The organism is Clostridium sp. CM036, from assembly GCF_055081135.1.
This window is the reverse complement of sequence record NZ_CM143652.1, coordinates 1,378,225-1,402,797: the sequence shown is the minus strand read 5'-3', so window position 1 is coordinate 1,402,797 and position 24,573 is coordinate 1,378,225. Positions and strand designations below refer to the sequence as shown.

The 24,573-nt window shown below is 30.0% G+C and carries 28 protein-coding genes; 15 read left to right on the top strand and 13 right to left on the bottom strand.

The features are described from left to right. The first annotated feature begins 50 nt into the window (after positions 1-50). The gene (locus ACWJKE_RS06605) at positions 51-542 is read left to right on the top strand and encodes a recombinase family protein (RefSeq protein WP_220287107.1); all 492 of its coding nucleotides are present in this window, start codon (positions 51-53) and stop codon (positions 540-542) included. Between the two features lie 75 nt (positions 543-617). On the opposite strand, the gene ACWJKE_RS06600 is transcribed toward ACWJKE_RS06605, so the two are convergent. From ACWJKE_RS06600 to ACWJKE_RS06590, 3 genes are read right to left on the bottom strand one after another with little or no spacing between them, the layout of a single operon-like run. Then, positions 618-797, bottom strand: a complete 180-nt coding sequence (locus tag ACWJKE_RS06600; protein WP_165414627.1) for a hypothetical protein — start codon at positions 795-797, stop codon at positions 618-620. An 8-nt stretch (positions 798-805) separates the two neighbouring features. Further along, complete coding sequence (locus ACWJKE_RS06595; protein ID WP_462959283.1) at positions 806-1,261, bottom strand: hypothetical protein; 456 nt, start codon at positions 1,259-1,261, stop codon at positions 806-808. Next, entirely contained in the window at positions 1,258-1,563 is a 306-nt protein-coding gene (locus tag ACWJKE_RS06590) for a PadR family transcriptional regulator (RefSeq protein ID WP_165414625.1), read from the bottom strand. The genes ACWJKE_RS06595 and ACWJKE_RS06590 overlap by 4 nt, the downstream gene beginning before the upstream one ends. A gap of 269 nt (positions 1,564-1,832) precedes the next feature. On the opposite strand from ACWJKE_RS06590, the gene ACWJKE_RS06585 reads away from it, so the two are divergent. Both ACWJKE_RS06585 and ACWJKE_RS06580 read left to right on the top strand, forming a co-directional pair. Next, positions 1,833-2,894: an ArsR/SmtB family transcription factor gene (locus ACWJKE_RS06585; RefSeq protein ID WP_216303626.1), complete on the top strand. Its 1,062-nt coding sequence runs from the start codon at positions 1,833-1,835 to the stop codon at positions 2,892-2,894. A gap of 19 nt (positions 2,895-2,913) precedes the next feature. Next, positions 2,914-4,611, top strand: coding sequence for an ABC transporter ATP-binding protein (locus tag ACWJKE_RS06580; protein WP_216303627.1), 1,698 nt, complete (start codon positions 2,914-2,916; stop codon positions 4,609-4,611). A 304-nt stretch (positions 4,612-4,915) separates the two neighbouring features. Here ACWJKE_RS06580 and ACWJKE_RS06575 read toward each other — a convergent pair whose 3' ends face one another. Continuing rightward, on the bottom strand, positions 4,916-5,467 hold the full coding sequence (locus ACWJKE_RS06575; protein WP_220287061.1) for a DEAD/DEAH box helicase family protein: 552 nt from the start codon (positions 5,465-5,467) through the stop codon (positions 4,916-4,918). 561 nt (positions 5,468-6,028) lie between these two features. Here ACWJKE_RS06575 and ACWJKE_RS06570 point away from each other — a divergent pair. The 3 genes from ACWJKE_RS06570 to ACWJKE_RS06560 all read left to right on the top strand — a co-directional run bounded on the left by ACWJKE_RS06570 (position 6,029) and on the right by ACWJKE_RS06560 (position 8,425). Continuing rightward, positions 6,029-6,784, top strand: coding sequence for a PHP domain-containing protein (locus tag ACWJKE_RS06570; RefSeq protein ID WP_220287062.1), 756 nt, complete (start codon positions 6,029-6,031; stop codon positions 6,782-6,784). A 238-nt stretch (positions 6,785-7,022) separates the two neighbouring features. Next, a complete protein-coding gene (locus tag ACWJKE_RS06565; protein WP_216303632.1) occupies positions 7,023-7,535 on the top strand; it encodes a DUF3189 family protein in 513 nt (170 codons plus the stop codon). Between the two features lie 500 nt (positions 7,536-8,035). Next, positions 8,036-8,425, top strand: a complete 390-nt coding sequence (locus tag ACWJKE_RS06560) for a VOC family protein (RefSeq protein WP_216303633.1) — start codon at positions 8,036-8,038, stop codon at positions 8,423-8,425. A 198-nt stretch (positions 8,426-8,623) separates the two neighbouring features. On the opposite strand, the gene ACWJKE_RS06555 is transcribed toward ACWJKE_RS06560, so the two are convergent. After that, on the bottom strand, positions 8,624-8,914 hold the full coding sequence (locus ACWJKE_RS06555; protein ID WP_216303634.1) for a hypothetical protein: 291 nt from the start codon (positions 8,912-8,914) through the stop codon (positions 8,624-8,626). A gap of 320 nt (positions 8,915-9,234) precedes the next feature. Here ACWJKE_RS06555 and ACWJKE_RS06550 point away from each other — a divergent pair, with 320 nt between their 5' ends. From ACWJKE_RS06550 to ACWJKE_RS06540, 3 genes are all read left to right on the top strand, one after another. Next, on the top strand, positions 9,235-10,152 hold the full coding sequence (locus ACWJKE_RS06550) for an ABC transporter ATP-binding protein (protein WP_462954321.1): 918 nt from the start codon (positions 9,235-9,237) through the stop codon (positions 10,150-10,152). A gap of 18 nt (positions 10,153-10,170) precedes the next feature. Then, entirely contained in the window at positions 10,171-10,965 is a 795-nt protein-coding gene (locus tag ACWJKE_RS06545; protein ID WP_216303635.1) for an ABC transporter permease subunit, read from the top strand. A 359-nt stretch (positions 10,966-11,324) separates the two neighbouring features. Next, positions 11,325-12,353 (top strand): DUF2087 domain-containing protein, encoded by a 1,029-nt coding sequence (locus ACWJKE_RS06540; protein ID WP_258280714.1) that lies wholly within the window; start codon positions 11,325-11,327, stop codon positions 12,351-12,353. A gap of 345 nt (positions 12,354-12,698) precedes the next feature. Here ACWJKE_RS06540 and ACWJKE_RS06535 read toward each other — a convergent pair whose 3' ends face one another. From ACWJKE_RS06535 to ACWJKE_RS06505, 7 genes are all read right to left on the bottom strand, one after another. Next, entirely contained in the window at positions 12,699-13,208 is a 510-nt protein-coding gene (locus ACWJKE_RS06535; RefSeq protein WP_220320033.1) for a hypothetical protein, read from the bottom strand. Beyond that, entirely contained in the window at positions 13,192-13,509 is a 318-nt protein-coding gene (locus tag ACWJKE_RS06530) for a hypothetical protein (protein WP_216303638.1), read from the bottom strand. The genes ACWJKE_RS06535 and ACWJKE_RS06530 overlap by 17 nt, the downstream gene beginning before the upstream one ends. Then, positions 13,485-14,030, bottom strand: coding sequence for an RNA polymerase sigma factor (locus tag ACWJKE_RS06525; RefSeq protein WP_216303639.1), 546 nt, complete (start codon positions 14,028-14,030; stop codon positions 13,485-13,487). Before ACWJKE_RS06525 ends, ACWJKE_RS06530 begins: the two co-directional genes overlap by 25 nt. A 5-nt stretch (positions 14,031-14,035) precedes the next feature. Beyond that, complete coding sequence (locus ACWJKE_RS06520; protein ID WP_220287066.1) at positions 14,036-15,010, bottom strand: hypothetical protein; 975 nt, start codon at positions 15,008-15,010, stop codon at positions 14,036-14,038. Positions 15,011-15,298: 288 nt separating this feature from the next. Then, a complete protein-coding gene (locus tag ACWJKE_RS06515) occupies positions 15,299-15,832 on the bottom strand; it encodes a cysteine hydrolase family protein (protein WP_216303641.1) in 534 nt (177 codons plus the stop codon). A gap of 295 nt (positions 15,833-16,127) precedes the next feature. Beyond that, positions 16,128-17,558, bottom strand: coding sequence for an MFS transporter (locus tag ACWJKE_RS06510; RefSeq protein ID WP_220287067.1), 1,431 nt, complete (start codon positions 17,556-17,558; stop codon positions 16,128-16,130). A gap of 19 nt (positions 17,559-17,577) precedes the next feature. Then, entirely contained in the window at positions 17,578-18,012 is a 435-nt protein-coding gene (locus ACWJKE_RS06505) for a MarR family winged helix-turn-helix transcriptional regulator (protein WP_220287068.1), read from the bottom strand. 195 nt (positions 18,013-18,207) lie between these two features. Here ACWJKE_RS06505 and ACWJKE_RS06500 point away from each other — a divergent pair, with 195 nt between their 5' ends. From ACWJKE_RS06500 to ACWJKE_RS06475, 6 genes are all read left to right on the top strand, one after another. Beyond that, positions 18,208-18,462 carry a hypothetical protein gene (locus ACWJKE_RS06500; RefSeq protein WP_220287069.1) on the top strand — a complete coding sequence of 85 codons (255 nt, stop codon included), beginning with the start codon at positions 18,208-18,210 and terminating at the stop codon, positions 18,460-18,462. 155 nt (positions 18,463-18,617) lie between these two features. Further along, positions 18,618-18,953 (top strand): cupin domain-containing protein, encoded by a 336-nt coding sequence (locus tag ACWJKE_RS06495; RefSeq protein ID WP_216303644.1) that lies wholly within the window; start codon positions 18,618-18,620, stop codon positions 18,951-18,953. Positions 18,954-19,333: 380 nt separating this feature from the next. Beyond that, the gene (locus ACWJKE_RS06490; protein WP_216303645.1) at positions 19,334-20,536 is read left to right on the top strand and encodes a NupC/NupG family nucleoside CNT transporter; all 1,203 of its coding nucleotides are present in this window, start codon (positions 19,334-19,336) and stop codon (positions 20,534-20,536) included. Positions 20,537-20,844: 308 nt separating this feature from the next. Next, the gene (locus ACWJKE_RS06485; protein WP_220287070.1) at positions 20,845-21,441 is read left to right on the top strand and encodes a sugar O-acetyltransferase; all 597 of its coding nucleotides are present in this window, start codon (positions 20,845-20,847) and stop codon (positions 21,439-21,441) included. A gap of 642 nt (positions 21,442-22,083) precedes the next feature. Continuing rightward, positions 22,084-22,767 (top strand): hypothetical protein, encoded by a 684-nt coding sequence (locus ACWJKE_RS06480; RefSeq protein WP_216303647.1) that lies wholly within the window; start codon positions 22,084-22,086, stop codon positions 22,765-22,767. A gap of 215 nt (positions 22,768-22,982) precedes the next feature. Beyond that, the gene (locus tag ACWJKE_RS06475) at positions 22,983-23,873 is read left to right on the top strand and encodes an ABC transporter ATP-binding protein (RefSeq protein ID WP_216303648.1); all 891 of its coding nucleotides are present in this window, start codon (positions 22,983-22,985) and stop codon (positions 23,871-23,873) included. 345 nt (positions 23,874-24,218) lie between these two features. On the opposite strand, the gene ACWJKE_RS06470 is transcribed toward ACWJKE_RS06475, so the two are convergent. Next, on the bottom strand, positions 24,219-24,449 hold the full coding sequence (locus ACWJKE_RS06470; RefSeq protein ID WP_462959282.1) for a hypothetical protein: 231 nt from the start codon (positions 24,447-24,449) through the stop codon (positions 24,219-24,221). Positions 24,450-24,573: the final 124 nt, after the last annotated feature.

The following is a 24,573-nucleotide window of genomic DNA, read 5'->3' as shown; positions in this document are numbered from 1 at the left end:
AGAAAGAGGTTATTTATATGTAAAATATTGCATACATATGAGTTTCATCAATTGAACAGCATACAGATAGACAAGAAATAGCACTGTGTGAATTTAAAATTAATAGATATTTTATTGAAAAAGTTAGTGGCAAAGATGCTGAAAGAGCAGGGTATAAAAAAATGATGGAGTACGTTAGGGATGGTGATACTCTTTATATAGAAAGTATAAGTAGACTCGAAAGAAGCACTAAGGATTTACTTAATATTGTTGAACAACTAAAAATTAAAGGTGTAGAACTTGTTAGTCTTAAAGGGAATATCGATACAAAAACAATCATTCATTTTTTACTTCTTACATATACATTATATTGTCTTAATAAAATTAATAAAAGTAGAAAACATTATACTAAATTAATCTTTATGTTGGGTATTATAATAAATTATATGACATATAAGCATTCTCAATATCTTGGATATGATGGTTATTTTTTAGATATACTTCAGGGGGATCTCTTTATAGCTTATGGCCTGTATTTTAAATTTATTTATCTACCGCACTAGATTACTTTACTTGTAAAAAATACGGTAATCCTCAGCAAGATTAAAAACGCAATACTTTCAAAATCTGTCTTAACTTTATAAGTCATCTTCTTCAATAATAATCATAACAGAATATTGAGTTGAAAACATAAGACTGCCCCCATTTGAACTATATTGAATGTCATTAATTTTCACTTTATTATTTTTGATAAAATCATTTACCTCTGTTACTAAACAAAATTTATTGGTATTATTAAATATCCTTATTTGTTTCAAATTCGCCATCACCTTTCTATTTTATCAAACTTTAATTTGCCAGTTGGTAAGAACACATCTTCTTTTTGCGTTATTTTTATGACACGCATGATTCCTCTTACCACTCCAGCTACATAACCTACAAAAGTCCCTAAGCCAACTCCAATTAGGAGAATCATTTTAGGAGATAATTCAAAAAAAGAAGGAGTTCTTTCGCCGACCCAATATCCACTGATCACCCCTAATAAAACTATTGAACCAATTATTAATGAACGCTTAAAAACAGATTTAAGCATGATATCACTTATATTATTACCCATACTTATAATCACCTCCACTAAATTTAAAAGTCGTGCATCCATTGCATTAACAAATACATCAATTATTTCTTTGAAAGAGAGCTTCCTTTTCTCTAAAATATATAAAAACTCATCTTCATAACGTTCTCTCCACTTTTTAGGATATAGATAAATAACCCATTTCATATCATACCTAACCTCTTAAAACCTAAGTTTGTAACATTCTCCATTTCTCTCAATTTTCCTTGTAAATATTCTCTGCCTTCAGGAGTAATTTGATAAGGTTTTCTCCTATCTTTTGAGGGAACACTCTCAATGAACTTTAGTTTTTCAATACGACTAATAGCACCATATAATGTACCTGGTCCAATTTTAATATTGTATGAAATTTCGATATCTTCCATGATCGCATAACCATGTTTGTTACTCTCTGCTAAACTAATTAAAATAAATAATGTAGGTTCTGAAAATCGTTCAATTGAGCTCATTATTCTTTGTTCATCTCCTATAACTTATTATGTTGCATGGTATATCACATAACGTAATAGTAAACTGCAAAAACCTATTTGTCAATATTAATATGTAGTAACCGTGTGATTACATTAATTTCGGCTCTATTTAGAATTAGATGGATATATAAATTACATTCAAATATATATCGAAATTATATTGACATTATATAGAGAATTGTCTAAAATGTATTTAGATGACATTCTAAGTAATGCTTAGATACAAATATGAAGAATGAGGGGATAAAATGAAGATAATTTTTGATAAAAGGCGAGGTGTATTACTTGATTTGTTTGATAGTATATCCTGGGTATTGAATGATTGCCACAGGGAAATGCATTCAAAGTTTGAAGCAGAGGTCAACAAAGATGTAGAAAGAGCCGTAAAAGCACTATCTAAGATAGTTAATAAAAATATTGAGCTTTTAGAGGTATATTTTAAAGAAGGGTCACCATTAAATTATCCAATAGGTAAGAACTCAGATATATGGGGCTGCTCTGATAAGGAGGAACTTATAAATTTTATAAGAAAGTTGAATGGTCAGCAAATTAAATATGAAGCGATTAAATCTATGGGAGAATTTAAGGAGGATGCTGCTTCTAAGGAAAAGATTAATGAGATACTGCAAAGTGATATCAAAATATTAGACTTAATAGAATCTTTAAAAGTGGATGATAACATGAAGTGGAAGCTACTAAAACTTATTAATAATAGTGACAAATGGGTAAGAGAATTTATGCAGTTTATTGAGGGATATATCTCTCAATATGAACAGACCATGGAGAAATATGAAAAATCAATACAAGTATTTAATAATTATGTTGAAGAAAATATAAATAACGACGGAATTAAATTTTTAGAGAAAATACTTGGAAACTTCAAGGATGTATTTTTAAAATTTGATGATTATGAGGAAATATACGTTAATACTATTTTTTTTAATTCAATAAGTTGTGCTTTTCATGAATCAGATAAAAAATTATATATGTTCTTGGGGAGGGATTTTGAAGCAACAACAAAACGATTAATTGGAGAAAATGAATTTGAAAAAAATATCAACATATTCAAAAATTTGTGTGATAAAACAAGGTTTAATATACTAAATTATCTTATGGATGGAGAAGTCTATAGTCAGGAAATAGCTAATAAATATGGGATTTCCATGGCCACAGTGTCATATCATATGAATTATTTGGCAAGTGTAAAATTAGTTAAATCTGAAAAAAGAGCGCAAAAGACTTATTATGTTGTTAATAAGGATACTTTAAGAGAGTCTATTGAGTTTTTGAAGAAAACATTTAAATTATAAATAGTTGGGGGGGAATAAAATGAAGAGGTATTTTTTCAAATTTAAGGGTCTACTTTCTGTAAATATTTTTATGATTGCACTTACAGCAGTAGCAAATGTGTATCTTGCTTTTATATTAAAATCAATTGTTGATATAGGAACAAAGGGTACGGTGAGTGAATTAAAGACAGCTTTGGTATTTTCTCTATGTTATGTGGTAGCAACATTTGCTATAGGTTATACAAGAAAGTTTTTGGAAGCTTTGTATATTAAGAAAACGTTGGTATCATTAAAAAATGATGTATTTGGTAAAATACTTGGGCAAAATTTAAAAAGCTTTAATGAAGAAAATAGTGCGAAATATATTTCTTTGATTACAAATGATATTAATATTGTTGAGCAGGATTATTTTATAAACATTCTTCAGATTATTTATAACGCTATATCCTTTGGAATTGCTACTTTTGCTATAATAAAAATGAATGTTTATATTACAATTGGTGTTTTTGTTGTTGGGGCAGTTACTATTATAATTCCTATGGCGTTTGGAAAAAAATTAGGAAAAAGCAAAAATATATATTCTGATAACCTAGGTATATTTACAACAAAGGTTAAGGATATGTTTTCAGGATTTGAAGTGATAAAAAGTTTTAATATTGAGGACAAAATTCAAGATGAATATAAAATATCAAATTATAGGGTTGAAAATTCAAAATATAAGTATTTACTGCTTAGTGCTTTTGTTGATGGTTTATCTGAAATAGGTGGATTTTTAATGTTTTTTACAGCAATGGGACTGGGAACTTATTTTGTTATTAAGGGTGAGTTAACAGTGGGTGCAATGATTGCTACAGTTCAATTGATGAATAATATAGTTGGGCCGCTTGTTGCAGTGTCAACAAGATTAAACAAGGTTAAAGCAGTTAAATTAATCGGTGAGAAGCTAGTGAAATTTGTAGGTGAAAATCAAAATCGCGATAGTGGGATTGATAAGTTAAGTTTTGAAAGGGGAATAACCTTTGAAAATGTAAATTTCTGCTACAGTGAAGAACGGAAGGCGCTAGATCGTGTATCTTTGAATATTAAAAAAGGTAGTAAATATGCAATTGTTGGGGGAAGTGGAAGCGGTAAATCTACTATAATCAAATTGTTTTTAAGGTATTATGAGAATTTTGAGGGAGCTATAAAAATTGATGGAGTTGATAATAGAGAGATTAAAGTTAGTGATTTGTATAAGTTGATTACGGTAATACATCAAAATGTATTTATGTTTGATAATAGTATAGGAGAAAATATTGCGTTATTTAAGGAATATGGTGAGGGGGATATTAAAAGGGCGGTAAAGCTTTCAGGACTTGAAGAATTAGTAGGTAGACTTTCTGGTGGACTCGATAGTAATGTTGGTGAAAATGGTTGTAATCTATCAGGTGGAGAAAAGCAGAGGGTGGCTATTGCTAGGGCATTGATTAAAAACACTCCAATCCTTGTACTTGACGAAGCAACATCATCACTTGATAATGAGACAGCTTATAATATAGAAAAATCAATTTTAGGTATTAATGAATTGACGTGTATGGTAGTTACACACAAACTTGTTGATGAAGTACTCAGAATGTATGATGGGATAATAGTAGTCAACAATGGAAGGATAGAGGAGATAGGTAGTTTTGATGAATTAACACAGAAAAAAGGATACTTTTTTAGTCTTTATAATGTTACAAAGGAAGATGACAAGTGAAAGTATGTGGAGAAAGCGAATGCCAGTAGGACGAAAGTTCAGGAAAAAAGGTTATTGTCCAACAGCCACAAACGGCAGCAATGCCTTTTTTCTTTTTCATAAGAGTGATGATAAATAGGTATAGTACATAAGATAAATCTTTGTACTATAGCTATTTACCTGCACTTCTCATATATATAGGTAATAAATTACTCCCATTAAAACTGGTAGCATACCAATCCAGTTGGTTTTATTCCACCACTTTTTTTAATTCGTAATATGTCTTCCTGTTGCGATGTATAACTAATATTTGTATTCTAATATATTATAAGTCAAATCGTTCTTTTATCATCTTTGCAACCATTTCTGCTGGAAGAGTGGAATTATCGATTTTTATATAATTTTCAAATGGAATTTCGCCATCATTGCTGACACAACGATAGTTGTTGTCATCATTAATGAGTCTTTGGGTTGACATTTCAACATCTCTTTTTGTTGCTTTGTGCTTCAAACGATTTTCAGTAGCATTCCTTTGTAGTCTGATAGATTGAGGTGCAACAAGTTCCACATAATATATATCTGCACTATGTTTTTTAAAAATGTCACAGACATGTTCTACATAATTCCAATCGGATTGCTGGTCAAATGCCCACATATATGTGAAAATTAATCCGTAACAGTCAGAATTCGCAAATTCCTCAAAAATAACATCCCTCATTCGTGTTATTGCTTTTCCGTAAAAATATCCAAATGTCTCTATTACAGGTTCAATAAGTATATGATTATGGAATAACCGAAAATCCGTAATTTTGGCCAGCTCCTGTCCAACTGTCATTTTACCGACAGCAGTATCTCCAATTAAAAATACTAATTTCAAAACAACACCTCTTTTCTCAAATATAAATATTACTTCGCAATATTTTACGGTTGCAACATAAATATATGGTTAATTATCCTATTTTAACTTCGAACAATATATAAAATAAAAAGATTTTATATATTAGGGATCAAAAAAATAAAATGCCGTGAAACAAAAATTTAGGGTAGGGGGAAAGTACGTCTATTTTTAGAAGATAATCAAAAATAAGAAGGAATATAGATACAATTGTGAGAATTAAAGTTAATAATCTTAATGTTAAAGCTAATTTCAGAAAGAGGAGAAAGATTGAATCTCCATAGTAGCTAACGCGGCATCGTTCAATAGCTCGTTTCAGAAATTGAGCAATTTTCGTAGCTATCATCATTTAAGTATATACTTAAGGTGATAGCTTTTATCGCATAATTAACAAAATTGAGGTAAGTATTATCCAGTAATATGGGCAAACTAAAACTGGATGATAAACATGCCATAGGGAAATTACATATGTGGATACAAGAAGCTTTTCAATTTGATAATGAAGCGGTTAATTAAAAGATATTAAACCATGGAGGGGATAAAATGAGTTTTAAGATTATTGCAGACTATCATACTCATACTAATATTGCAAAGGGACATATTCCCTTATTTAATATTATTTTGGGAGAACATGCAAAAGGAAGTATTGAATCAAATGTTAAAGCTGGAATAAAAAGAGGATTAAAAGAAATTGCTATAACAGACCATGGTTATAAACATATTACCTTCGGGATGAAACTAAATCAATATGAAAAATTACGCAAATCAATTGATGATATTAATAAGAGTTCATTATTGAAGGAGAATGACTTTAAGATTCTTCTTGGCGTAGAATGTAATATTGTTACTAAAAAAGGTGATATAGATATTAAAGATGAAGTAATTGATTACCTGGATATAATTTGTGTGGGTTATCATCCTGGAGCAGTGCAAAATCCATTTTTATTGAGGAATTATACAGAAGCTGCGATTAATGCCATTAAAAAATATGAAATTGCAATATTAAATCATCCTTTAGAGCATGTTAATCCAGATATTATCGAAATTGGAAAGGTTGCTGTTGAAAGAAATACTGCTTTGGAAATTAACAGAAGTCATAAGAATATGGATATTGAAACAATAAAAAAGTTAAAGAATATGGGTGTTAAATTTTCATTGGGAAGTGATGCACACAAATCGGAGGATGTAGGGTATTTTGGTAAAGCTTATAATATTGCAGTTGAGGCAGGTCTTACAGATGATGATATTGTTAATGCTGATGGAAGTGCACATAGATCAATGAAATTATTAAGATATTAGTGTGGCTAGATTAAACTTTATTTCCATTCCGACAATTACTCTTAGAGTCTGTAAGAGCTACCTTTTTTTTCGTTGCAATATATTATATTTATTTTATGTATAAAGAATTGTAGAAACATTTAAGGCATTAGAGAAAGTGTGTTCAAAGAATGTTTAATATCAATGGTTAATATCAATGTTTAATGCATATACTACAATTATTAAAACAAAGCTAAAAATAAGAAATAAGGTGATTTAAATGATATACATATATAATTGTTATGGAGGAACCCACTCATCTATTTTAGCAATCGCTTATCACTTAAAAATGCTGGATGAAACCCGAGAACCGACTAAGGATGAAATATTGGAATTACCTAACTTTAATAAGTTAGTATATGGAAATCGTGGAGAACTTTTTTATTATGGAAGTGATGAGGATGGTAACAAAGTCTATGTTGTAGGTAGGGGACGTTCAAAGGTTTTAATTCCTGGATTATATAATTTAGCATCTATGCTTCATAAACAAAATCTATTAAATGAAAAAATTATATTTTCCAATACGTCACCAACTGTTCCATTACCAATGACCTTTGGTGGATTATTTTCTAGATGGCTAAAAATTGATTTTATAGGAGTGCCCTTGCTTGTAAAAGGAGCAAAACAATCATACCAGGACGTTATAAAACTTGTAAATCACACAAAGAAGGCAGCAAAGGAAGATAAGTCAGGGGTTATTATTTTAGATAATAAGGAATTTAAGAAAAAATGATTTTTAACTATTATACGGGTTACATCAACTAAAAGCTGATGTAACTTTTTATTTCAAAATGGGAAAGTAATTGATACTGAGTTTAATGCTTTTTGTAATATACTCGTTTATTCTATCTTCTGAAAGATTTTATCATTCAATTAACAACTGCGTATCAAATCTGTATTCAAGCATAACTATTCTCCTTTTTCGTTTTACCAATTCTGATTTATATTTTGGTTAATTATAATATATTTTTTAAATATCACACTATTTAATAAACAAAGAACATCTTTTATCAGTTGCTACGTAATACGGATCTTTCACGACATAATGTTTTTATGTAGGTTTATATATTAATTGCCTTTTCCTTGTATATTATAAATATATTCATGCTATAATTACTACTATATACAAATGGTTGGAAGAAGAATATGTTGATAATAATTCATTAAATAATACACATTCTGGAACCCCGCAAGGGCGGTTTGTCTAAAATATAGGATTAAGGATGTGTTAATATGAAAATCGAACATGTAGCTATATGGACTAAAGATATTGAAAAATTAAAGAAATTTTATGTGGATTATTTTGATGGCATTGCTGGTGATAAATATACTAATATAAAAAAACATTTCGAATCATATTTTATTAAATTTGAATCAGGTGCTAGACTTGAAATTATGCAGATGACGACAATTCCTTCCAATTTAAATGATGCTATTAGTCAATATATTGGCTTAATTCATATTGCTTTTTCTGTAGGGAGTGTCGAAAAGGTTAATAGACTTACTGATACATTAAGAAAATCAGGTTACATGGTAGTAAGTGAGCCACGTTATACTGGAGATGGTTACTATGAGAGTTGCATTTTAGACCATGATGGAAATCGAATAGAGATAACAGAATAAGGCTGATATTTAACATTATTATGTTATTGTCCAACAACCACGAACGGTAATAATAGTATAATTAAATAAATGATTTGCGTCGCAACAGTATAAAAAGACGACGTAAAAATACTGTAAAATTCATTTGAATTTTACAGTATTTTTAAATATTATTCGGTTTTATTAGTTGTGACGTTTTATAAGAAAATTATTCGGTTTCTATATCCTTTTATAATGGCCACTTATTTTATAATACGGAATTAGAACGATTGGCTGATTTGCAGGTGTAAACAAATCTATTCCCCCTTGGTTTTCATCTGGTCTAAAATATTTCATCCCAAACTTTTCTACCACCCATCCTTTAACTCCAATAGGGATTGAACCATAATTGCCATTTTTCTCAACTGATTCAAATGATGGCATTGCATTACCTGTCGCGCCAATCAGTGTGCAGTAACATCTTTCTGTAATTTCAATTCTGTATAAATTCTTTGTTTCTAAAGGACTCATAGAAATCTTCTCCTTTCTTTATTTAAAAGTTACACGGTCTAATGTTACAACTTCAACCTAATCCCATATAAATTATAACATATTATCCATATTTATACACAATTACATTCATATAATAGAGATGGATATAAAAGAATATATATTATTTACCACGGATGGGAAAAACCAAAGGAGAGAAGTGGATTATAAATTCAGATGTAATGCTAGATATTGTAAATGATTTTATTGGGAAAATTATCTCAAGTGAAAATTTTATGCTTGCAGTAAATTTTTTGAACTTTTTGTCCCAGTGTACGTTTAATAATTGTGAGGTTAAAAAAATGAATGCAATAAATATATCGAATCTTAAAAAATCTTATGATGGAAAGACTAATGCAATAAACAATATAAGTCTGCGCATACCCAAGGGTGAAATATTTGGATTTCTTGGTCCTAACGGCTCGGGAAAAACTACTACTGTTAGAATTCTCAATGGAATTCTTTCATCAACCTCAGGTCATGCTGAAATTTTAGGAAAGCCTGTGAATGAACATAATCTTGAACTCCATAGATTATGTGGAGTTATGACCGAAAGTTCTTCCTGCTATGAAAATCTTACGGCTGAGGAAAATCTAAAATTCTTTGGAAGAATGCATGGTATGGAAGAAAAGCTGCTGAAGGAACGCATAGATTTCATTTTAAAAAGGCTGGAATTACTAGATATAAGAAATAAGAAGGTTAAAGCTTTAAGTACAGGGATGAGGAAGAGAGTTTCTCTAGCTATAGCTATTATTCACAATCCTCAAATTTTATTTCTTGATGAGCCTACTTCTGGCTTGGACCCAGAAAATGCACTTAATGTCTCAAAACTTATAAAAGAACTTGCAGAAGAAAATGAAGTTACAATCTTTCTTTGCACTCATCAGTTAAAATACGCTGAAAATATTTGCACATTGTATGGCTTTATAAATGATGGTAATATTCTTGGATTCGGTACTTTTGATGAACTCGCGTCAAAGAAAAATGCAAGTCTTCAATTAAAAATCAGGGGAAAAAATATTTCAGAGAAATTTGGACTTATTCATGAAGATCATAATCTATATAGTAAATCTATTTCAGGGGACGCCGAAGTGAATGCTATTATACATAATATAATAGCAAACGGCGGAGAAATTTATGAGGTGCTGCAACAGAAATGGTCCCTGGAGCAGCTGTATTTTATGTATATAAAAGGCACAGCCGACGGTGTAACATTGTAATAATGGGGGGGGATTAATATGAATAGAAATGAAAAAGTATTAATTAAAAAAGATTTAAATGAGATAACAAGTTCAAAGCGGGTAATTGTGCCAATGGCTATTGTACCCATTGTTCTCACCGTACTTATACCTTTGGCGTTAATTATCGGTGTCAATTATATCGGGAATGCTTCAGATGTCTTAAGAGGGTTCGGCTCTCTTCTTAAAAAGCTACCTTCTGAATATAAGGCATATAGTCCTGCACAACTTGTAATAAAAATTGCTATAAATTATATGTTTCCATCATACTTTCTTATAATTCCCATAATGTGTTCAGGGATTATTGGAGCCAGCAGTTTAGTAGGCGAAAAAGAACATAAGACAATGGAGACACTACTTTATACACCAATATCCATGGAACAACTGCTAAGGGCAAAGATTTTAGGCGTTTTTATACCATCCTATATTATAACCCTGCTTTCATTTATAGCTTTTGGCATAATAATCAATATAGGTGGATTCATATATTTTGGAGGACTTATTTTTCCAGATATAAAATGGCTCATTATAATACTTTGGATTTCACCTGCTATTAATTTGTTATCCTTAACCTTCACTGTAATGGTATCAGCAAAGTCAAAAACCTTTCAGGAAGCACAGCAGGTAAGCGGCATTCTTGTTCTTCCTGTAATTATTCTATTGGTAGGTCAAATGACAGGTGTAATTATGCTCAATAACCTTATTATGTTTACAGCGGGTGGTGTTCTCCTGATAATTGATTATATATTAATAAAGAGAATTTCTTCTAAATTTATTCCTGAGAAGCTGATTTAAATATAGGGTATTGTTCTATTTACATTCCCACTATCACTTGCTTTTGTTATCCATTTAATCTAACGACTTAAGTGCATATTGGAAAGATTAGAATTAGATAGGATAAATCGTATTACAAATGACACAGGCTTTCTGTGAAAGCATTGATATAGCTTAATTTAAATAATGAAATTATCATCTAAATAAATTGCAGATATAGAGTGTATTTCAATAATCATAAATGAGATAGCCATTAAAATAATAAAGACGTAGAAATTCACTTTAGATGAAATATATACAGATATTTGAGAAGTAATAAAGAAGGAGAATCCTCTGATGATGTGGGTTCTCCTTTTATTTTATTTGTTACAAATTTATAGTTGACAAAAATAAAGAAAAAATGTTATGCTGTCTATGAAATTAATAGACAGGAGAAAGATATGAATGAGTTTATTCGCAGTGCAACTATTGAAGATTTTAAAAGAAGTTATGTATGGGATGGTAAAAAAGCAGAATTTATTTGTTTAATATGTGGAAAATATATTGGCGAAAATGATGAAAGTGTAAATATTCATACTGCAAATCATGGAACTCCTATTGAAATGCTGCTGATGCTGGACAAGAAATATACAGGATTGACTGAAATTCAAAAAGAGTTTTTAGATATGGTATCTAATAAATATAGTGACAAAGAAATAGCAATGAAGCTTGCATGTGCAGAATCCACAGTAAGAAATATGAGATTTGCATTGAGAGAGAGGGCAAGACAAGCACGGGCATTTTTGGCGGTTATGGAATTAGCTGAGGAAAAGATGCCAAAAATAAAAAATCCGAAGCTTCGTGTGTTCCCTGTTAAAGAAGAGAAGCGGAAAGCATTATTACCAAGGTTTGCTGATTTGTTTGAACCTGATAGAGAATATACGGAAGCTGAAGTAAAGAAAATCATTAAAACTATTTATGAAGATGATGCAATAATACGACGGTACCTGGTAGACCATCGATACTTGAGCAGAACCAATGATGGCAGCAAATATTATAAGAATTGTGAGGAAAATATCATGAGAAATATAAATAAAAAAGAAATTATAAACAACTATAAGCAGCAAGAAATACAGATGGGTATAATTCAAATATATAATACGGTTAATGGATATTCTAATGTGAATATATGTACAAATTTATATAAGCCCTTTGAATCAATTAAGTTTCAATTAAATTTAGGTAGGATTAAAATTAAAAGATTACAAGAGGATTGGGCTGCTTACGGAGAGAATGCCTTTGAGTTCAAAGTTGTAGAAAAACTTAAACCTAATGAGGTATCTACAGATAAAGAAAAGGTTGATGATTTAAAAGATCTTTTAAATATGTGGATTGAAAGTCAAGGAGAGAACCTAAAGTTATATAAATAAATATTAGGGGCAGAAACGGTAAATGTATTTTTAGCAGAAAAAGATATTAAACACTGTAGAGGTCGCCATTTATGCTGGTTCAAAAGTCCAGGACAATGTGTAATTAAATAAATTGAAAATTAAGGACATTCAATATAGTACAACTGGTGGTATGTTTTCAACTCAATATTCTGTTATGATTGTTATTGAAGGAGATGAAATACTCTGTTAAGACAGAGTTTTCTTAAATTGCGTCATAAACGAATGTACGATTTAATATAAAATCGTACATTCATAAAAATATAACTTTTTATTGTATAGGAAATAGCTTGGGATGACATATAGGAATGTTATAAAGGAATTATACTATTTCTTTTGATGTGGCTTCACTAGAAGATATACCCCAATAAATATAAAAAGTACTGGTACAAAGTATATTCCTATGCTCTGTTTTATAAAATCATATATTGCATTACTTCCAAATAATTTATTAATAATTGAAAGAACACCTATTATCACCAATGCACAGCCGACTATTAGCCCACTTTTGTCTTTCATGTTTTCTATAGTATCATTATTTAGATTTTCTTTCTTATTGAAATTATGATAATTACTAAATATAAAGTCAGAGTCACATACATTTTCGCCTCTATCAAGCTTATGAGCGATATTGAATGTGTCAAAGAGCAAATAGAACCAAAGTGGAATTTGAATTACGCTTGTTAATCCTCCTAACCCAATAAATCTAAATAAGGGTTCCACCATGAAAAATATAACCATTGCTTGTATTCCTTTTTTCATAAGTCCTAAGTACATATATCCAAGCCCAGGAACTAAGGCTGCCATAAAGGTTAAAAAATCATTTCTTTTTTGCATTATATCCATCTCCAATCAAATATTTTAAATCATTCATGTTTTCATTATATTTATATTGCACAACCATAATTTCTGTTTTTAATCTGCATTGTGTTTTAATTATTTTATATTGTAAGTTAGTACTAATTATCAGCATCATAGTCAGCCCTGCAACAATTAGTGACATAGCAGGAATATCTATTGAACTTTTTTTATTCTTTTCAATTCTGTTTATTAGCTTCTCATTATAATTGCTACTTAGCTCATGTTCTTCAAAGGAATTTAGTATTAGTCTATCTAAATCATCCCATTTTTCGTGCATATTTCGATATCCCCCCTTTGAATTTCTATCCTCAGTTTTTGTTTTGCCCTATAAACTCTTCCCTCTACAGTTTTTTGAGATACATTTAAAACCTTAGATATTTCCTTTTCCTTTAACCCTACATAATAGTATAATACTACAGCTTCTTTTAAATCTCGTGGAAGGCTACATATGCATTTCCTGACATGATTTTTCTCATCTATGTCACATTCCGTCGGTTGAATATTATTAGTAAAAAGTCCGGTTAAAAATCCCTTTAGATTTCTCTTTCTCTTATAATCTAAAGCTTTTGATATTGATATTTTATAAATATATGTGGATAACGAACATTCTTCTCTAAATTTTGCTATATTATTATACAAGGCAATAAATACTTCTTGCGACAAATCTTCAGCTTCAAAGTAATCTTGAGTATATGCATAGCATAAAGAGATAACCTTTCTTTTGTACTTATTTACTATTTCAATAAAGCTCTCATTGTCCTTGTTTCTAAGTCTCTCTACTATTTGGTGTTCTTCCAAAAAAATCACTCCTGACTATTAACACTCACTACCCCATTAGCAATATCAACTTTTAATTTACCGTCCCCATTCCCAATTTTTGTTGATATTCCTTTATTTACTCTTTTCTCTCCATTTACTATACATGCTCCACTATTTATATTCGCGTCTACATTTAAGTTCTTACTCTCTGTGTATACAGTAATCTTACCATTACTTGCATTCATATTTATATCTTTACAAAGTTTATTTCTAAAATATATATTAGCATTAGAAACATTTATATTACTTTTTTCAATATCTCCCTCTAAGGAAATATTTGCATTACTTGCATCAATATCTATATTAGATTTTATATTTGAATCAATAGTTTTTATCTGACAATTAGCAGCATCGATTTTTAAATTGTATCCATAAGGTACATATATATATGCCTTGACATGTTTAATATAACTTTCTTTAATATTAACCTCATACCCCTCCATAGTTTTTTCCTCAGCTATTTTATAATCGTTAACAGAACTATTTTCTTTCACATAGATATCTGCTTGGATTTTTATATTTTGGTCTTGTGATCTACAAATCTTAATATCCGCATTGGGAGCTTTAAATACAAGTCTATTTCCATTAATAGATAAGGTTTTAGATGCACTTATTTTTTTTGTGTTATTTAAAGAACCTATTTTAAAGTTTTCGTCGTTAAATTCAATGCCAGACCCAACTTTATCTATTATGCTTCCAAATTTTCCGGATAAATTAAGGAATACATTTATTCCTAAATACAAAAATATAATTAAAATCGTCAAGTAATTAAATTGATTTCTACAGCTCTCATGCTTTCTATTAGACTGTATTAATATCTCTACTCCCAGTAGAATGAAAATCCCAGGCCACCATATAAAAATTTGCTTACCAAGTTCTGGATTATTCATATATATAATCATCCAGATACCAAGAAAAATTAGCCCTATTGAAGAAGTAATCGTACCTATTTTTCTCATAAAAATCCCCCTTTAATTTAGTTCTCATAGGTTTAGACGTATGTACTATGAAAAAACCCACAGACTTTTTTAAATTTTGTGGAATTTTTTATTATATTATTAAAATGTAGGTACATGGACCTTGGGAATAGTCTAATAGAATACCATAATAGGTATAACTTCTTGTCCATCACTAATTCCGATATTGGGGTTAGAGGCTAATTGGCTATAATATCAAATATTAGCTATAAATAAAATAAAAAAGCCATCCAATATAAATTTCGTTATATTGGATAGCTTTATTATTAGTTAACCTATTAATCTTTCTATTGTATTATCTAGGCATTCTACAATACCGAATCTACCATTAAATATATTAAAGTTATAATGTTCATATAGATCTTTAGCTAATATATTTCCATTATTAAATGTTGTATTTGTTTTCTCAGGTATAATTAACTTAAACCCATACTCAAATGCAACTTTACAAGTAGTATCAAAGCAATACTCTGTTTGCATACCTGTCATAATTAATTTGTTAATACCTTTATTATCTAAATAATCTTTTAAAATTGTCTCCTTAAAAGCAGAATTAAAAGTTTTACTTATTACCGTTTCATTTATAGCAGGACTTATTTCTCCATAGATTTTCCAGCCTTCTGAATTAGGCTCTAATTCACCCCCAATTTTATCAGTATGTTGAATATAAATTACTTCTACATTTTTTTCTCTACATGTTTTAATTAATTTTTTTATATTACTAATGACCTCTTCTACTGCGAAAGGCTTGGCTAAGACTAGTGCATTTTGAACGTCTACAACTAAAAGGGCTGTATTTCTCATAGTTATATCTCCTTTTTAATTTAATCTATATAAGACTAATATTTACTTAATTATACTATTAATGATGTATATTCCATAGAAAAATATGTTCAGATTGAATACCTAATGCATAATTCATATGTATCTTTAGTTGACTTCGCCGTTATTTTATCATGATTATGTCAATTTTATGTCTTAAAGTGGATTTTGTCGTGAATGTTGGCGGTACGTATAAAAACTATTAAGTTAAAAATAAATAACGCAATCAATAATACTATTGATACGGGAATATAATATTGTGTAGATCAGGTATTTTTTAGTTTTCTAATTTATCTTTTCGATTAAATAATCTCAAAGAGGTTAAAATTGCCCCAATCATACAAATAACCGCTGCAGTTATATATACAGTTTTCATGCCGTAAATAAATGCATCATTTCTTCCTACTACGTAATCTGTTACATGATATCCAATTTTATAGCTCATCATGCTATACAAAAGAGTAGTAGATAAAGCTATGCCGCATACCATTCCCAAATTTCTTACAAGTCCATTTATACTCCCTGCAATGCCTAGCTTATCCTTTGATACTGTTGACATTATTAAAGAAGTATTAGGTGATTGGAATAACCCAGTACCCAGTGACATAACCCCTATAAAAATTACCATGCTTATAGTTGAAGATTTCTCATTTAGAGTTGACATTAATATTAAACCTAAACTTAAAACTACTAACCCAATAAAAGTTAAAATTTCTGAGCCTATTTTATCTGAGAAATGTCCACTAAGAGGTGCCACCACAGACAAAACTAATGGATAGATCATAAGTAATAAACCAGTAGATGAAGGTGAAAAATTCATCACATCCTGAAGATAAAAAGGTTGAATAATACTTGAGCAAAAGATGGCTACAAAGAATATGAATCCACAAAATATACTAAGTGAAAACAATTTATTTTCGAAAATTTCTAGCTGTAATAAAGGGTCTTCACATTTCTTTTCCACCATAACAAATACAATAAAAGAAATAATTGCGATTAAAAACCCTAATAAAATTATGGGCTGAGTAAATCCAACCTCTTGACCTTTACCTAAAGCTACAAATAGAGGAACTATAGCAAACATAAACAATAACGCTCCTGGCACATCTAATTTTCCTTTTGCTCTTTTGTGTTCTTTAGGAAGTATCTTAAAACTATAAAGTAAAGTTATTATACCTATTGGGACATTTATTAAAAAAATATATTCCCAACTAGTAGCTTGTACTATAAATCCTCCCAGTGGAGGCCCAACTAAAGCTCCAAGTGCCACGAAGGATCCTGAGATTCCTAGTGCTTTCCCTCTTTCATTTGATGGAAATACTGCAGTGATAATCCCTTGGCTGTTTGCCATAGTGGCTGCGGCCCCTACGGCTTGTATTACTCTAGCTAGGACTAAAACAAACAGTGAACTTGTTACTCCACAAAATAAAGAACCAAGTGTAAATAAAGCTATACCAAACTTAAATATCTTTGTTTTAGAAGCTATATCCCCCAATCTTCCAAAAACTAATATAGTTGCTGAAATTATAATTAAATAACTGGTTACTACCAGTTGAATACCTGCTGATGTCACATTTAAAGATTTAGCCATCATAGGTAAAGCTACATTTACAATGCTACTATCTAGGGTAGACATAAAAACTACCATTACAATTATAATTAGAATTACCCATCTATGTTTATTAATGCTATTATTTGCTGCTTCCATTTATATTCTCCTTTTATCCTTATAATTTAAAATTTTTCATATTATTTAAAATCTTATTCAATGAATCTAGGGTAATAACTTTCTCCTTTTCACTTAAATCATTTGTTATTAGACCTTCCAACTTATGAATTTCATTGAGCACATTTGGAATTATAATCTTAGCCTTCTGTGTTAAATATAATTTATATGCTCTAGAATCGGCCTCATCCTCTTTTCTATCTAAGTATCCAAGGTTTATAAGTTTTGTGACAGTCCTAGCTGACATTGCTTTATCAAAACCTAATTCTTTACTTATTTTATTCTGGCTTATACCTTCATTTTCATTTAATACAAGTAAATATGGGTAAGAACCACTGCTTAATTCATATTTCTTTAACACCTTATCCAAATAAACCTGGGTGGTTCTAAAAATTTTATTATTGAGCTTAATTAAATGTATTATATCTTCTTTCAAAATTTAACCCCCTTATACTCAAGTATATTAAAAAACTTCTTGTTTTAATTGATAAGTCAACCTTATTATAGAACGATTTTGTTGACTCGTCAACCATATATTTAAACCAAAAATACAGGTATATTTTAAGATTTCTGTAGAACATTATATATATATAGTAGGTTAAAAAATATTAATGATATGGCGGTGTATAAAATGTCAATGAAAAGTACAATTTATGATGTCACAATAACAGAAGAGGGGCTTGAAGATTATAAAGCTGATACGATTAGTGCAAAAGACATGGCTGAAAATCTAGGTATTGATGCCGTTATGACTGATTTTCAGTGGGATGAAGGTATAGAGAGAGGTTTAATTCTTACTGCCAGAATCATAGATGATATATCAGTAGAAGATGCTTTATCCGAATTGAAAAATGTTGACTATATTGATCATGTAGAAGAAAGTTAGCAAAATAAGTTGTGCCGCAATTTGGTAATATACCCCGGGAAATTTTCTGAAGGAGACTGCAACTGCCGATAATTATTATAAAAGGTAACGTAAGTTACGGACTTTTATCACTAATAGTAATATACTGTAATTAAAGAATTTAAGGGGGTAACAGTATGAAAAGCTTAATTAAAAATATAGAATTCTCAAAAGTAATTGATTTAAAGAATTTAATATCTTATCAAGAGGCCCAGGTTATAAGTAGAACGATTGCGCAGACACCATCTGTGAGTATTACATTATTCTCACTGGATAAAGGAGAAGGTATCAGCACCCACGTAACTCCTGGAGACGCTATGGTTCAAGTATTAGATGGTGAAGCGGAAATTACCATAGATAATGATATTTTCAATGTTAAGGCAGGCGAAACAATAATCATGCCTTCTAATGTTCCTCATGGACTTGAAGCTCGCGTAAGATTCCAAATGCTTTTAACGGTGATAAAAGGTTAAATAATTAAGGTTGTAGCAATAGTAGCTCCGCATATGATTTAATTAAAAAAAGCACTAAAAACTTTTCTATTGATTAGTTTTTAGTGCTTTTGTTTGCCAGAAAATAAATAAGGGCTAGTAGCTGCAGTATCCTATTTTTTTAGAAACTTAATTTATTTTATTAAATTCGACAATTTATTTAAATAAAGACACCAATAATTACTAGCCTTTGGTATAATATAGTTATAAGATTTTAAAATAGTTGTATAAAATAAACTAATAAGGCATGCTGAAAAATAGACAAGCGTATTGACTTGTTATTTTTGAAGGTTCTTAAAGGGTTAAATTATCAATAATTAGTAAAATTGTATAAGAATAAGGAAAAGGTGGAGGAATAATTTATGATAATAATAAGAAACTTATTAGGGATTGTAATGTTATTTGGTGTTTTATATCTAGTATCAAATAATAAGGTCAATATTAATAAGAAATTAATTATTAAGGCATTTGCTATACAATTTGTAGTGGCAATCTTATTAGTTAAAGTTCCATTGGGAAGGGTAGTTATACAAAATGTATCAGATGGGGTTAGTAACGTTTTAAACTATGGTAGTGCGGGGTTAAACTTTATATTTGGATCATTAGCAGACGGAGCTGCACCAACAGGAATGGTATTTGGTATACAAGTATTAGGTAACATAATATTTGTATCAGCATTGGTTTCAGCTTTATTTTATCTAGGAGTTTTAGGGCTTGTAATTAAAATAATAGGTGGAGCAATAGGAAAGGTTATTGGAACAAGCAAAGTAGAAAGTTTTGTGGCAGTAGCAAATATGTTTTTAGGGCAAACAGATTCACCATTACTTGTAAGCAAGTATCTACCTAAAATGACTGAAAGTGAAATAATGCTAGTGCTTGTATCAGGTATGGGTAGTATGTCCGTTAGTGTAATAATGGGATATGTTGGTCTTGGAATACCTATGGAATATCTTTTAATTGGTAGTACATTAGTGCCACTCGGAAGTATAATTATCTCTAAAATATTAATTCCTGAGGCAGAAGTGGCGAGTGAAATAGAGAATTTAAAAATAGATAATAAGGGTGATAATGAAAACTTAATATCAGCTATTTCAGAAGGCGCATCTGCAGGGCTTAATATGGCTCTTGGAATTGGTGCAGTACTTATAGCAATAGTAGCACTAGTTGCAATGCTTAATGGATTTCTTGGAATCTTTGGAGTATCACTGGAAGGAATACTCGGATATGCATTTGCACCAATAGGTTATTTAATGGGTGTTCCGAATGACCAAGTATTACTTGCAGGGCAATTACTTGGAAGTAAGATGGCGTTAAATGAGTTTGTAGCATTTGGACAACTTGGTAAAGTAATTAGCACATTAGATTATAGAACAGGACTTATGCTTGCAGTATCATTAACAGGTTTTGCAAACATATCAAGTATGGGAATCTGTGTATCAGGAATATCAGTATTCTGTCCAGATAAGAGAGGACAACTATCAAAACTTGCTTTTAGAGGAATGATAGGTGGTTTCTGTGTAAGTATATTAAGCGCATTAATTGTAGGTTTAATTATTGCAATATAGAATATTAAAGTTAGTCATATAAAATAATAATATAAAAAAAGATATGGGATTCATAGTTTAAAATGAAGCCCATATCTTTTTTTGTAAACTGAAGTTTTCTATTTGCTATAGTACATTTAATGATTTCCCTATCTCGAGATTTCTCAATGTTCTATATATAAACATAATAAACTAGTTTTACAACTTTTCAGTTCAAATTATCTGAAAATATATTTATTGGTATTTTGGATTTAAATTACAGTAAATATGGTAAAATAATAAGAGAAAATGCGATTTTCAAGCGTTATATAATATGGAGGGTAGAGGCTATGACAGAAAAAGAAAAAATGTTAAGTGGAAAACCATATAAAGCATTCGGAGAAGAACTATTATCTGAACGCCAATATGCAAAAGAAATGATATTTGACTATAACACCCTACGCCCAAGCCAAGGTGAGAAGCAAATGGAAATTGTAAAGAAATTATTAGGTGTAGTTGGGAGTGGGTTCCATATAGAATCACCATTTCGATGTGACTATGGATATAATATTTCTATTGGAGAAAATTTTTATAGTAACTACAATTGTACTATTTTAGATTGCGCTAAGGTTACAATTGGTGATAATGTTATGTTTGCACCAAACGTAAGCCTTTTTACCGCAGGTCATCCTATTCATTTTGAACCACGCAATGCAGCACTTGAATATGCATTTCCAATTAATATAGGCGATAATGTTTGGATAGGAGGTGGTGTTATAGTAAATCCAGGAATTACTATTGGTGATAATGTAGTGATTGGCTCTGGTAGCGTTGTAACTAAAGATATTGCATCTAATTCTATAGCTGTAGGTAATCCTTGTAAAATAATAAGAGAAGTTACAGAGGAAGATAAGAAATACTACTTTAAAAACTTTAAAATTAAATAAATAGGGTTCTCATATAAAATAGATATTTACAAATAACACCGGCTAGATAGCGGTGTTATTTTTTGTACGCCAGCATGTATGCTTCCTGAAATTTGCAACAAAATATAATTTGAAGTTAAAGCTTTTTTGTAAACGACATGGAATCTATTTTATGTATGGAGTTACTTTATATATATAAAAGGGGGAATTAATATGACCAATAAGAAACGAAAAAATCTGTTCCGCAGCTATACTTTTAGTAATTCTGGTAATATCAACTGTAGTATTTGCGAGCAGCTACGCTTCTACTTTAAGTTTTGATACTACTAGATGAGGAATAACCCGAAGTTTTACTGGAACAAATCTTACAATGTCAATGACTGCATCTAGCGCTAGAATGGGTGGCTCTGGAGTAATTTGATGGATGGACAATTAAGAGCGGTAGTGTAAGTATGCATAACTAAAATTTATAACAAAATATATTTTTGGTAATAACTGTCTTAACGTATATTCCCCGCGTTTTGCGAGTAAAATCAAATAAAGCTTTTCCATAACGCAGTAAAAAAGTAATTCTTAAATTTTGCATTTTAAATTGGAATGTAAAAAACTAATTAATTAGTTTTTTAACATACTCTATTGTTAATATAAAAAGGATTGATGGTTATGATAAAGAAAAAAGATGATGTTTCTCTTTTTAAAATATTTAAAAGATTACTAACTTTTACATTAAAAGCTTGTCCTATATATATATCTATATATTCTTTGATAAAAATTTTATTAGGAATATTTTTAGCATTAAATACTATAGCTATAAGTAACCTTTTTGATGCCGTGTCTAATTATATTTTAGGTAAAATAACATTTGTAAATTTATTAATCCAGATTTTTTTATTATTTGGATGTATTGTAACCGTTCAAATTTTGAATGGAGCTTCAAATGTAGTATACAAAGATTTATTTAAAAAAGTATCTGGGAAAATAATAAAAAAAATCAATATAAAAAGTTCAAAAATGAATCCTATTGATTTTGAGAATCCTCTTTTCCTTGATGATATAAATAAAGCCGAAGAGGGTGCTAACAGAGGAATGTCTGCAATAGACGTACTACTTGGTGTGCTTTTAGTGTATATTCCGTATTTTGTGATTATGGGTATATATCTTTACAAATTAAAGCCTATACTTGTACTATCAATATTTATTATATTTGTTCCAGTAACTTTAGCACAGGTGTTAAAAGTTAAACTTTTTGCAAATCTTGAAGATAAAGTTGCTCCATTAAGGAGAGAATACCAATACTATGAAAAATGTATTATGGATAGGGAATATTTTAAAAAACTAGAATTTTAGGATGTTTTGGATACTTTAAAAAACTTTATAAAAATGCTTTATCAATAATTAATAATGAAGCTTTCAAAACTCAGAAAAAATCTGCAGTTATAGAATTCAGCTTAAAGCTTTTAACTTTAAGCGGTTATATTATAATTCTTCTGATTCTTGTAAAATGTGCATTAGATAAATCAATATCAATAGGTGCTTTTGGTGCAGTATTTGGATCTTTAGATATGCTTATAGGAATGATGGAAGAAATGATATGTTGGAATATAGGCAGCGTACTTCCAAAGATTGGTACTGTGAAAAATCTTATAAGATTTTTTGACATGGACGAATGTAAAGGAGAAGATGTAAAAACAAAGGGGATTCCTGGAATAAATATAGAAGATGTTTCTTTTGTTTACCCTGGAAGTACTAAAAATTCACTATCACATGTTTCTTTTGATATAAAACCTGGTGAAACTGTTGCAATAGTTGGTGAAAATGGTGCGGGAAAGAGTACCCTTGTAAGACTTCTTATAGGGATATATTTTCCTACTAAAGGAAAAGTTGAATTTAATGGACATGATACTCGATATGTTTCTAAAGGAAGTATATTTAAAAATACTTCAGGTGTATTTCAAAAGTTTCAGAAATATAAAATGACTCTTGATGAAAATATCTCAATAAGTGATACTACTTCAAATGTAAGCAGCTCACGCATTAATGCGGCCGTAAAGAAAGCTGCGCTTTCAGTATCTGTTGACAAATTTCCAGAAGGCTATGGAACTATGCTTTCACGTGAGTTTGATGGTGTAGACTTATCAGGGGGAGAGTGGCAGCGAATAGCAATAGCAAGAGGATTTTATAAATCACATAACATGATAATTCTTGATGAACCTACTGCTTCAATAGATCCTATTGAAGAAACTAAGCTTTATAAAAAATTTAAGGAAATGTCTGATGGTAAAACATCTATAATTGTAACACACAGGCTTGGATCTGCAAAAATAGCGGATAAGATAATTGTCTTAGATAAAGGAAGAATTGTTCAGTTAGGAACACATGATGAACTTATAAGCATAAATGGGGAATATAAGGATATGTATAAATCTCAAAGTAAATGGTACATTTCTAACTAAGAATCTACGATATAGGTTAAACTCAAAGTATAGACTATCAATATATTTATGAACTATTTCACAAGTTTTAAGTTCACTGGCTTCAAGGTCTTTATTTTATAAAGCTAAAGTCCTCATTTTAAATATTACAGCAGAGCTTATTAGTAGCAAGATAAGTTTTCCATAAAGCTGACATTAAAACCATAGCGTGGGTTTTGTCGAAAATGTTGGCGCTATCCCGAATATAACTCAATTGTATTTTAATGCAAGGCTTATTTGAAAAATAAGCTGCTTGTGTAAAGCAGCTTATTCATATCTATATCAATCATTCATAAATATAATAGGTTTTATTTATGAATACATTTATTACTTGTCAAATTTTTCAAGATGGTTAATCACACTCATTGCATTCGCGTCTTTTACATTCATCGCATTCATGTCTTTTACAATCATTACAATCGTGTCTTTTACATTCATCGCATTCATGTCTTTTACATTCATTGCATTCGCGTCTATTACATTCATCGCATTCATGTCTTTTACATTCATTACAATCGTGTCTTTTACATTCATCGCATTCATGTCTTTTACATTCATTACAATCGTGTATGAGGGACTTTTCACGTTGTTGTTTATCATATTCGCTCATATCAGCGTGCCAATAACTATACATAGTTTTACCTCCTAGCAGTATCAGTTTTTCTAACTGCTACTCTATGTT

Bases quoted from the DNA above. Each gene is read 5' to 3' on its own strand.
- ACWJKE_RS06500 (WP_220287069.1), top strand. From the start codon at position 18,208: ATGTCAATGAAAAGTACAATTTATGATGTCACAATAACAGAAGAGGGG.
- ACWJKE_RS06495 (WP_216303644.1), top strand. From the start codon at position 18,618: ATGAAAAGCTTAATTAAAAATATAGAATTCTCAAAAGTAATTGATTTA.
- ACWJKE_RS06535 (WP_220320033.1), bottom strand. From the start codon at position 13,208: ATGCAAAAAAGAAATGATTTTTTAACCTTTATGGCAGCCTTAGTTCCT.
- ACWJKE_RS06550 (WP_462954321.1), top strand. From the start codon at position 9,235: ATGAATGCAATAAATATATCGAATCTTAAAAAATCTTATGATGGAAAG.
- ACWJKE_RS06480 (WP_216303647.1), top strand. From the start codon at position 22,084: ATGATAAAGAAAAAAGATGATGTTTCTCTTTTTAAAATATTTAAAAGA.
- ACWJKE_RS06520 (WP_220287066.1), bottom strand. From the start codon at position 15,010: ATGAGAAAAATAGGTACGATTACTTCTTCAATAGGGCTAATTTTTCTT.
- ACWJKE_RS06565 (WP_216303632.1), top strand. From the start codon at position 7,023: ATGATATACATATATAATTGTTATGGAGGAACCCACTCATCTATTTTA.
- ACWJKE_RS06475 (WP_216303648.1), top strand. From the start codon at position 22,983: ATGCTTATAGGAATGATGGAAGAAATGATATGTTGGAATATAGGCAGC.
- ACWJKE_RS06515 (WP_216303641.1), bottom strand. From the start codon at position 15,832: ATGAGAAATACAGCCCTTTTAGTTGTAGACGTTCAAAATGCACTAGTC.
- ACWJKE_RS06580 (WP_216303627.1), top strand. From the start codon at position 2,914: ATGAAGAGGTATTTTTTCAAATTTAAGGGTCTACTTTCTGTAAATATT.
- ACWJKE_RS06485 (WP_220287070.1), top strand. From the start codon at position 20,845: ATGACAGAAAAAGAAAAAATGTTAAGTGGAAAACCATATAAAGCATTC.
- ACWJKE_RS06595 (WP_462959283.1), bottom strand. From the start codon at position 1,261: ATGAAATGGGTTATTTATCTATATCCTAAAAAGTGGAGAGAACGTTAT.
- ACWJKE_RS06545 (WP_216303635.1), top strand. From the start codon at position 10,171: ATGAATAGAAATGAAAAAGTATTAATTAAAAAAGATTTAAATGAGATA.
- ACWJKE_RS06560 (WP_216303633.1), top strand. From the start codon at position 8,036: ATGAAAATCGAACATGTAGCTATATGGACTAAAGATATTGAAAAATTA.
- ACWJKE_RS06530 (WP_216303638.1), bottom strand. From the start codon at position 13,509: ATGCACGAAAAATGGGATGATTTAGATAGACTAATACTAAATTCCTTT.
- ACWJKE_RS06585 (WP_216303626.1), top strand. From the start codon at position 1,833: ATGAAGATAATTTTTGATAAAAGGCGAGGTGTATTACTTGATTTGTTT.
- ACWJKE_RS06470 (WP_462959282.1), bottom strand. From the start codon at position 24,449: ATGAATGTAAAAGACATGAATGCGATGAATGTAAAAGACACGATTGTA.
- ACWJKE_RS06570 (WP_220287062.1), top strand. From the start codon at position 6,029: ATGAGTTTTAAGATTATTGCAGACTATCATACTCATACTAATATTGCA.
- ACWJKE_RS06590 (WP_165414625.1), bottom strand. From the start codon at position 1,563: ATGAGCTCAATTGAACGATTTTCAGAACCTACATTATTTATTTTAATT.
- ACWJKE_RS06490 (WP_216303645.1), top strand. From the start codon at position 19,334: ATGATAATAATAAGAAACTTATTAGGGATTGTAATGTTATTTGGTGTT.
- ACWJKE_RS06555 (WP_216303634.1), bottom strand. From the start codon at position 8,914: ATGAGTCCTTTAGAAACAAAGAATTTATACAGAATTGAAATTACAGAA.
- ACWJKE_RS06510 (WP_220287067.1), bottom strand. From the start codon at position 17,558: ATGGAAGCAGCAAATAATAGCATTAATAAACATAGATGGGTAATTCTA.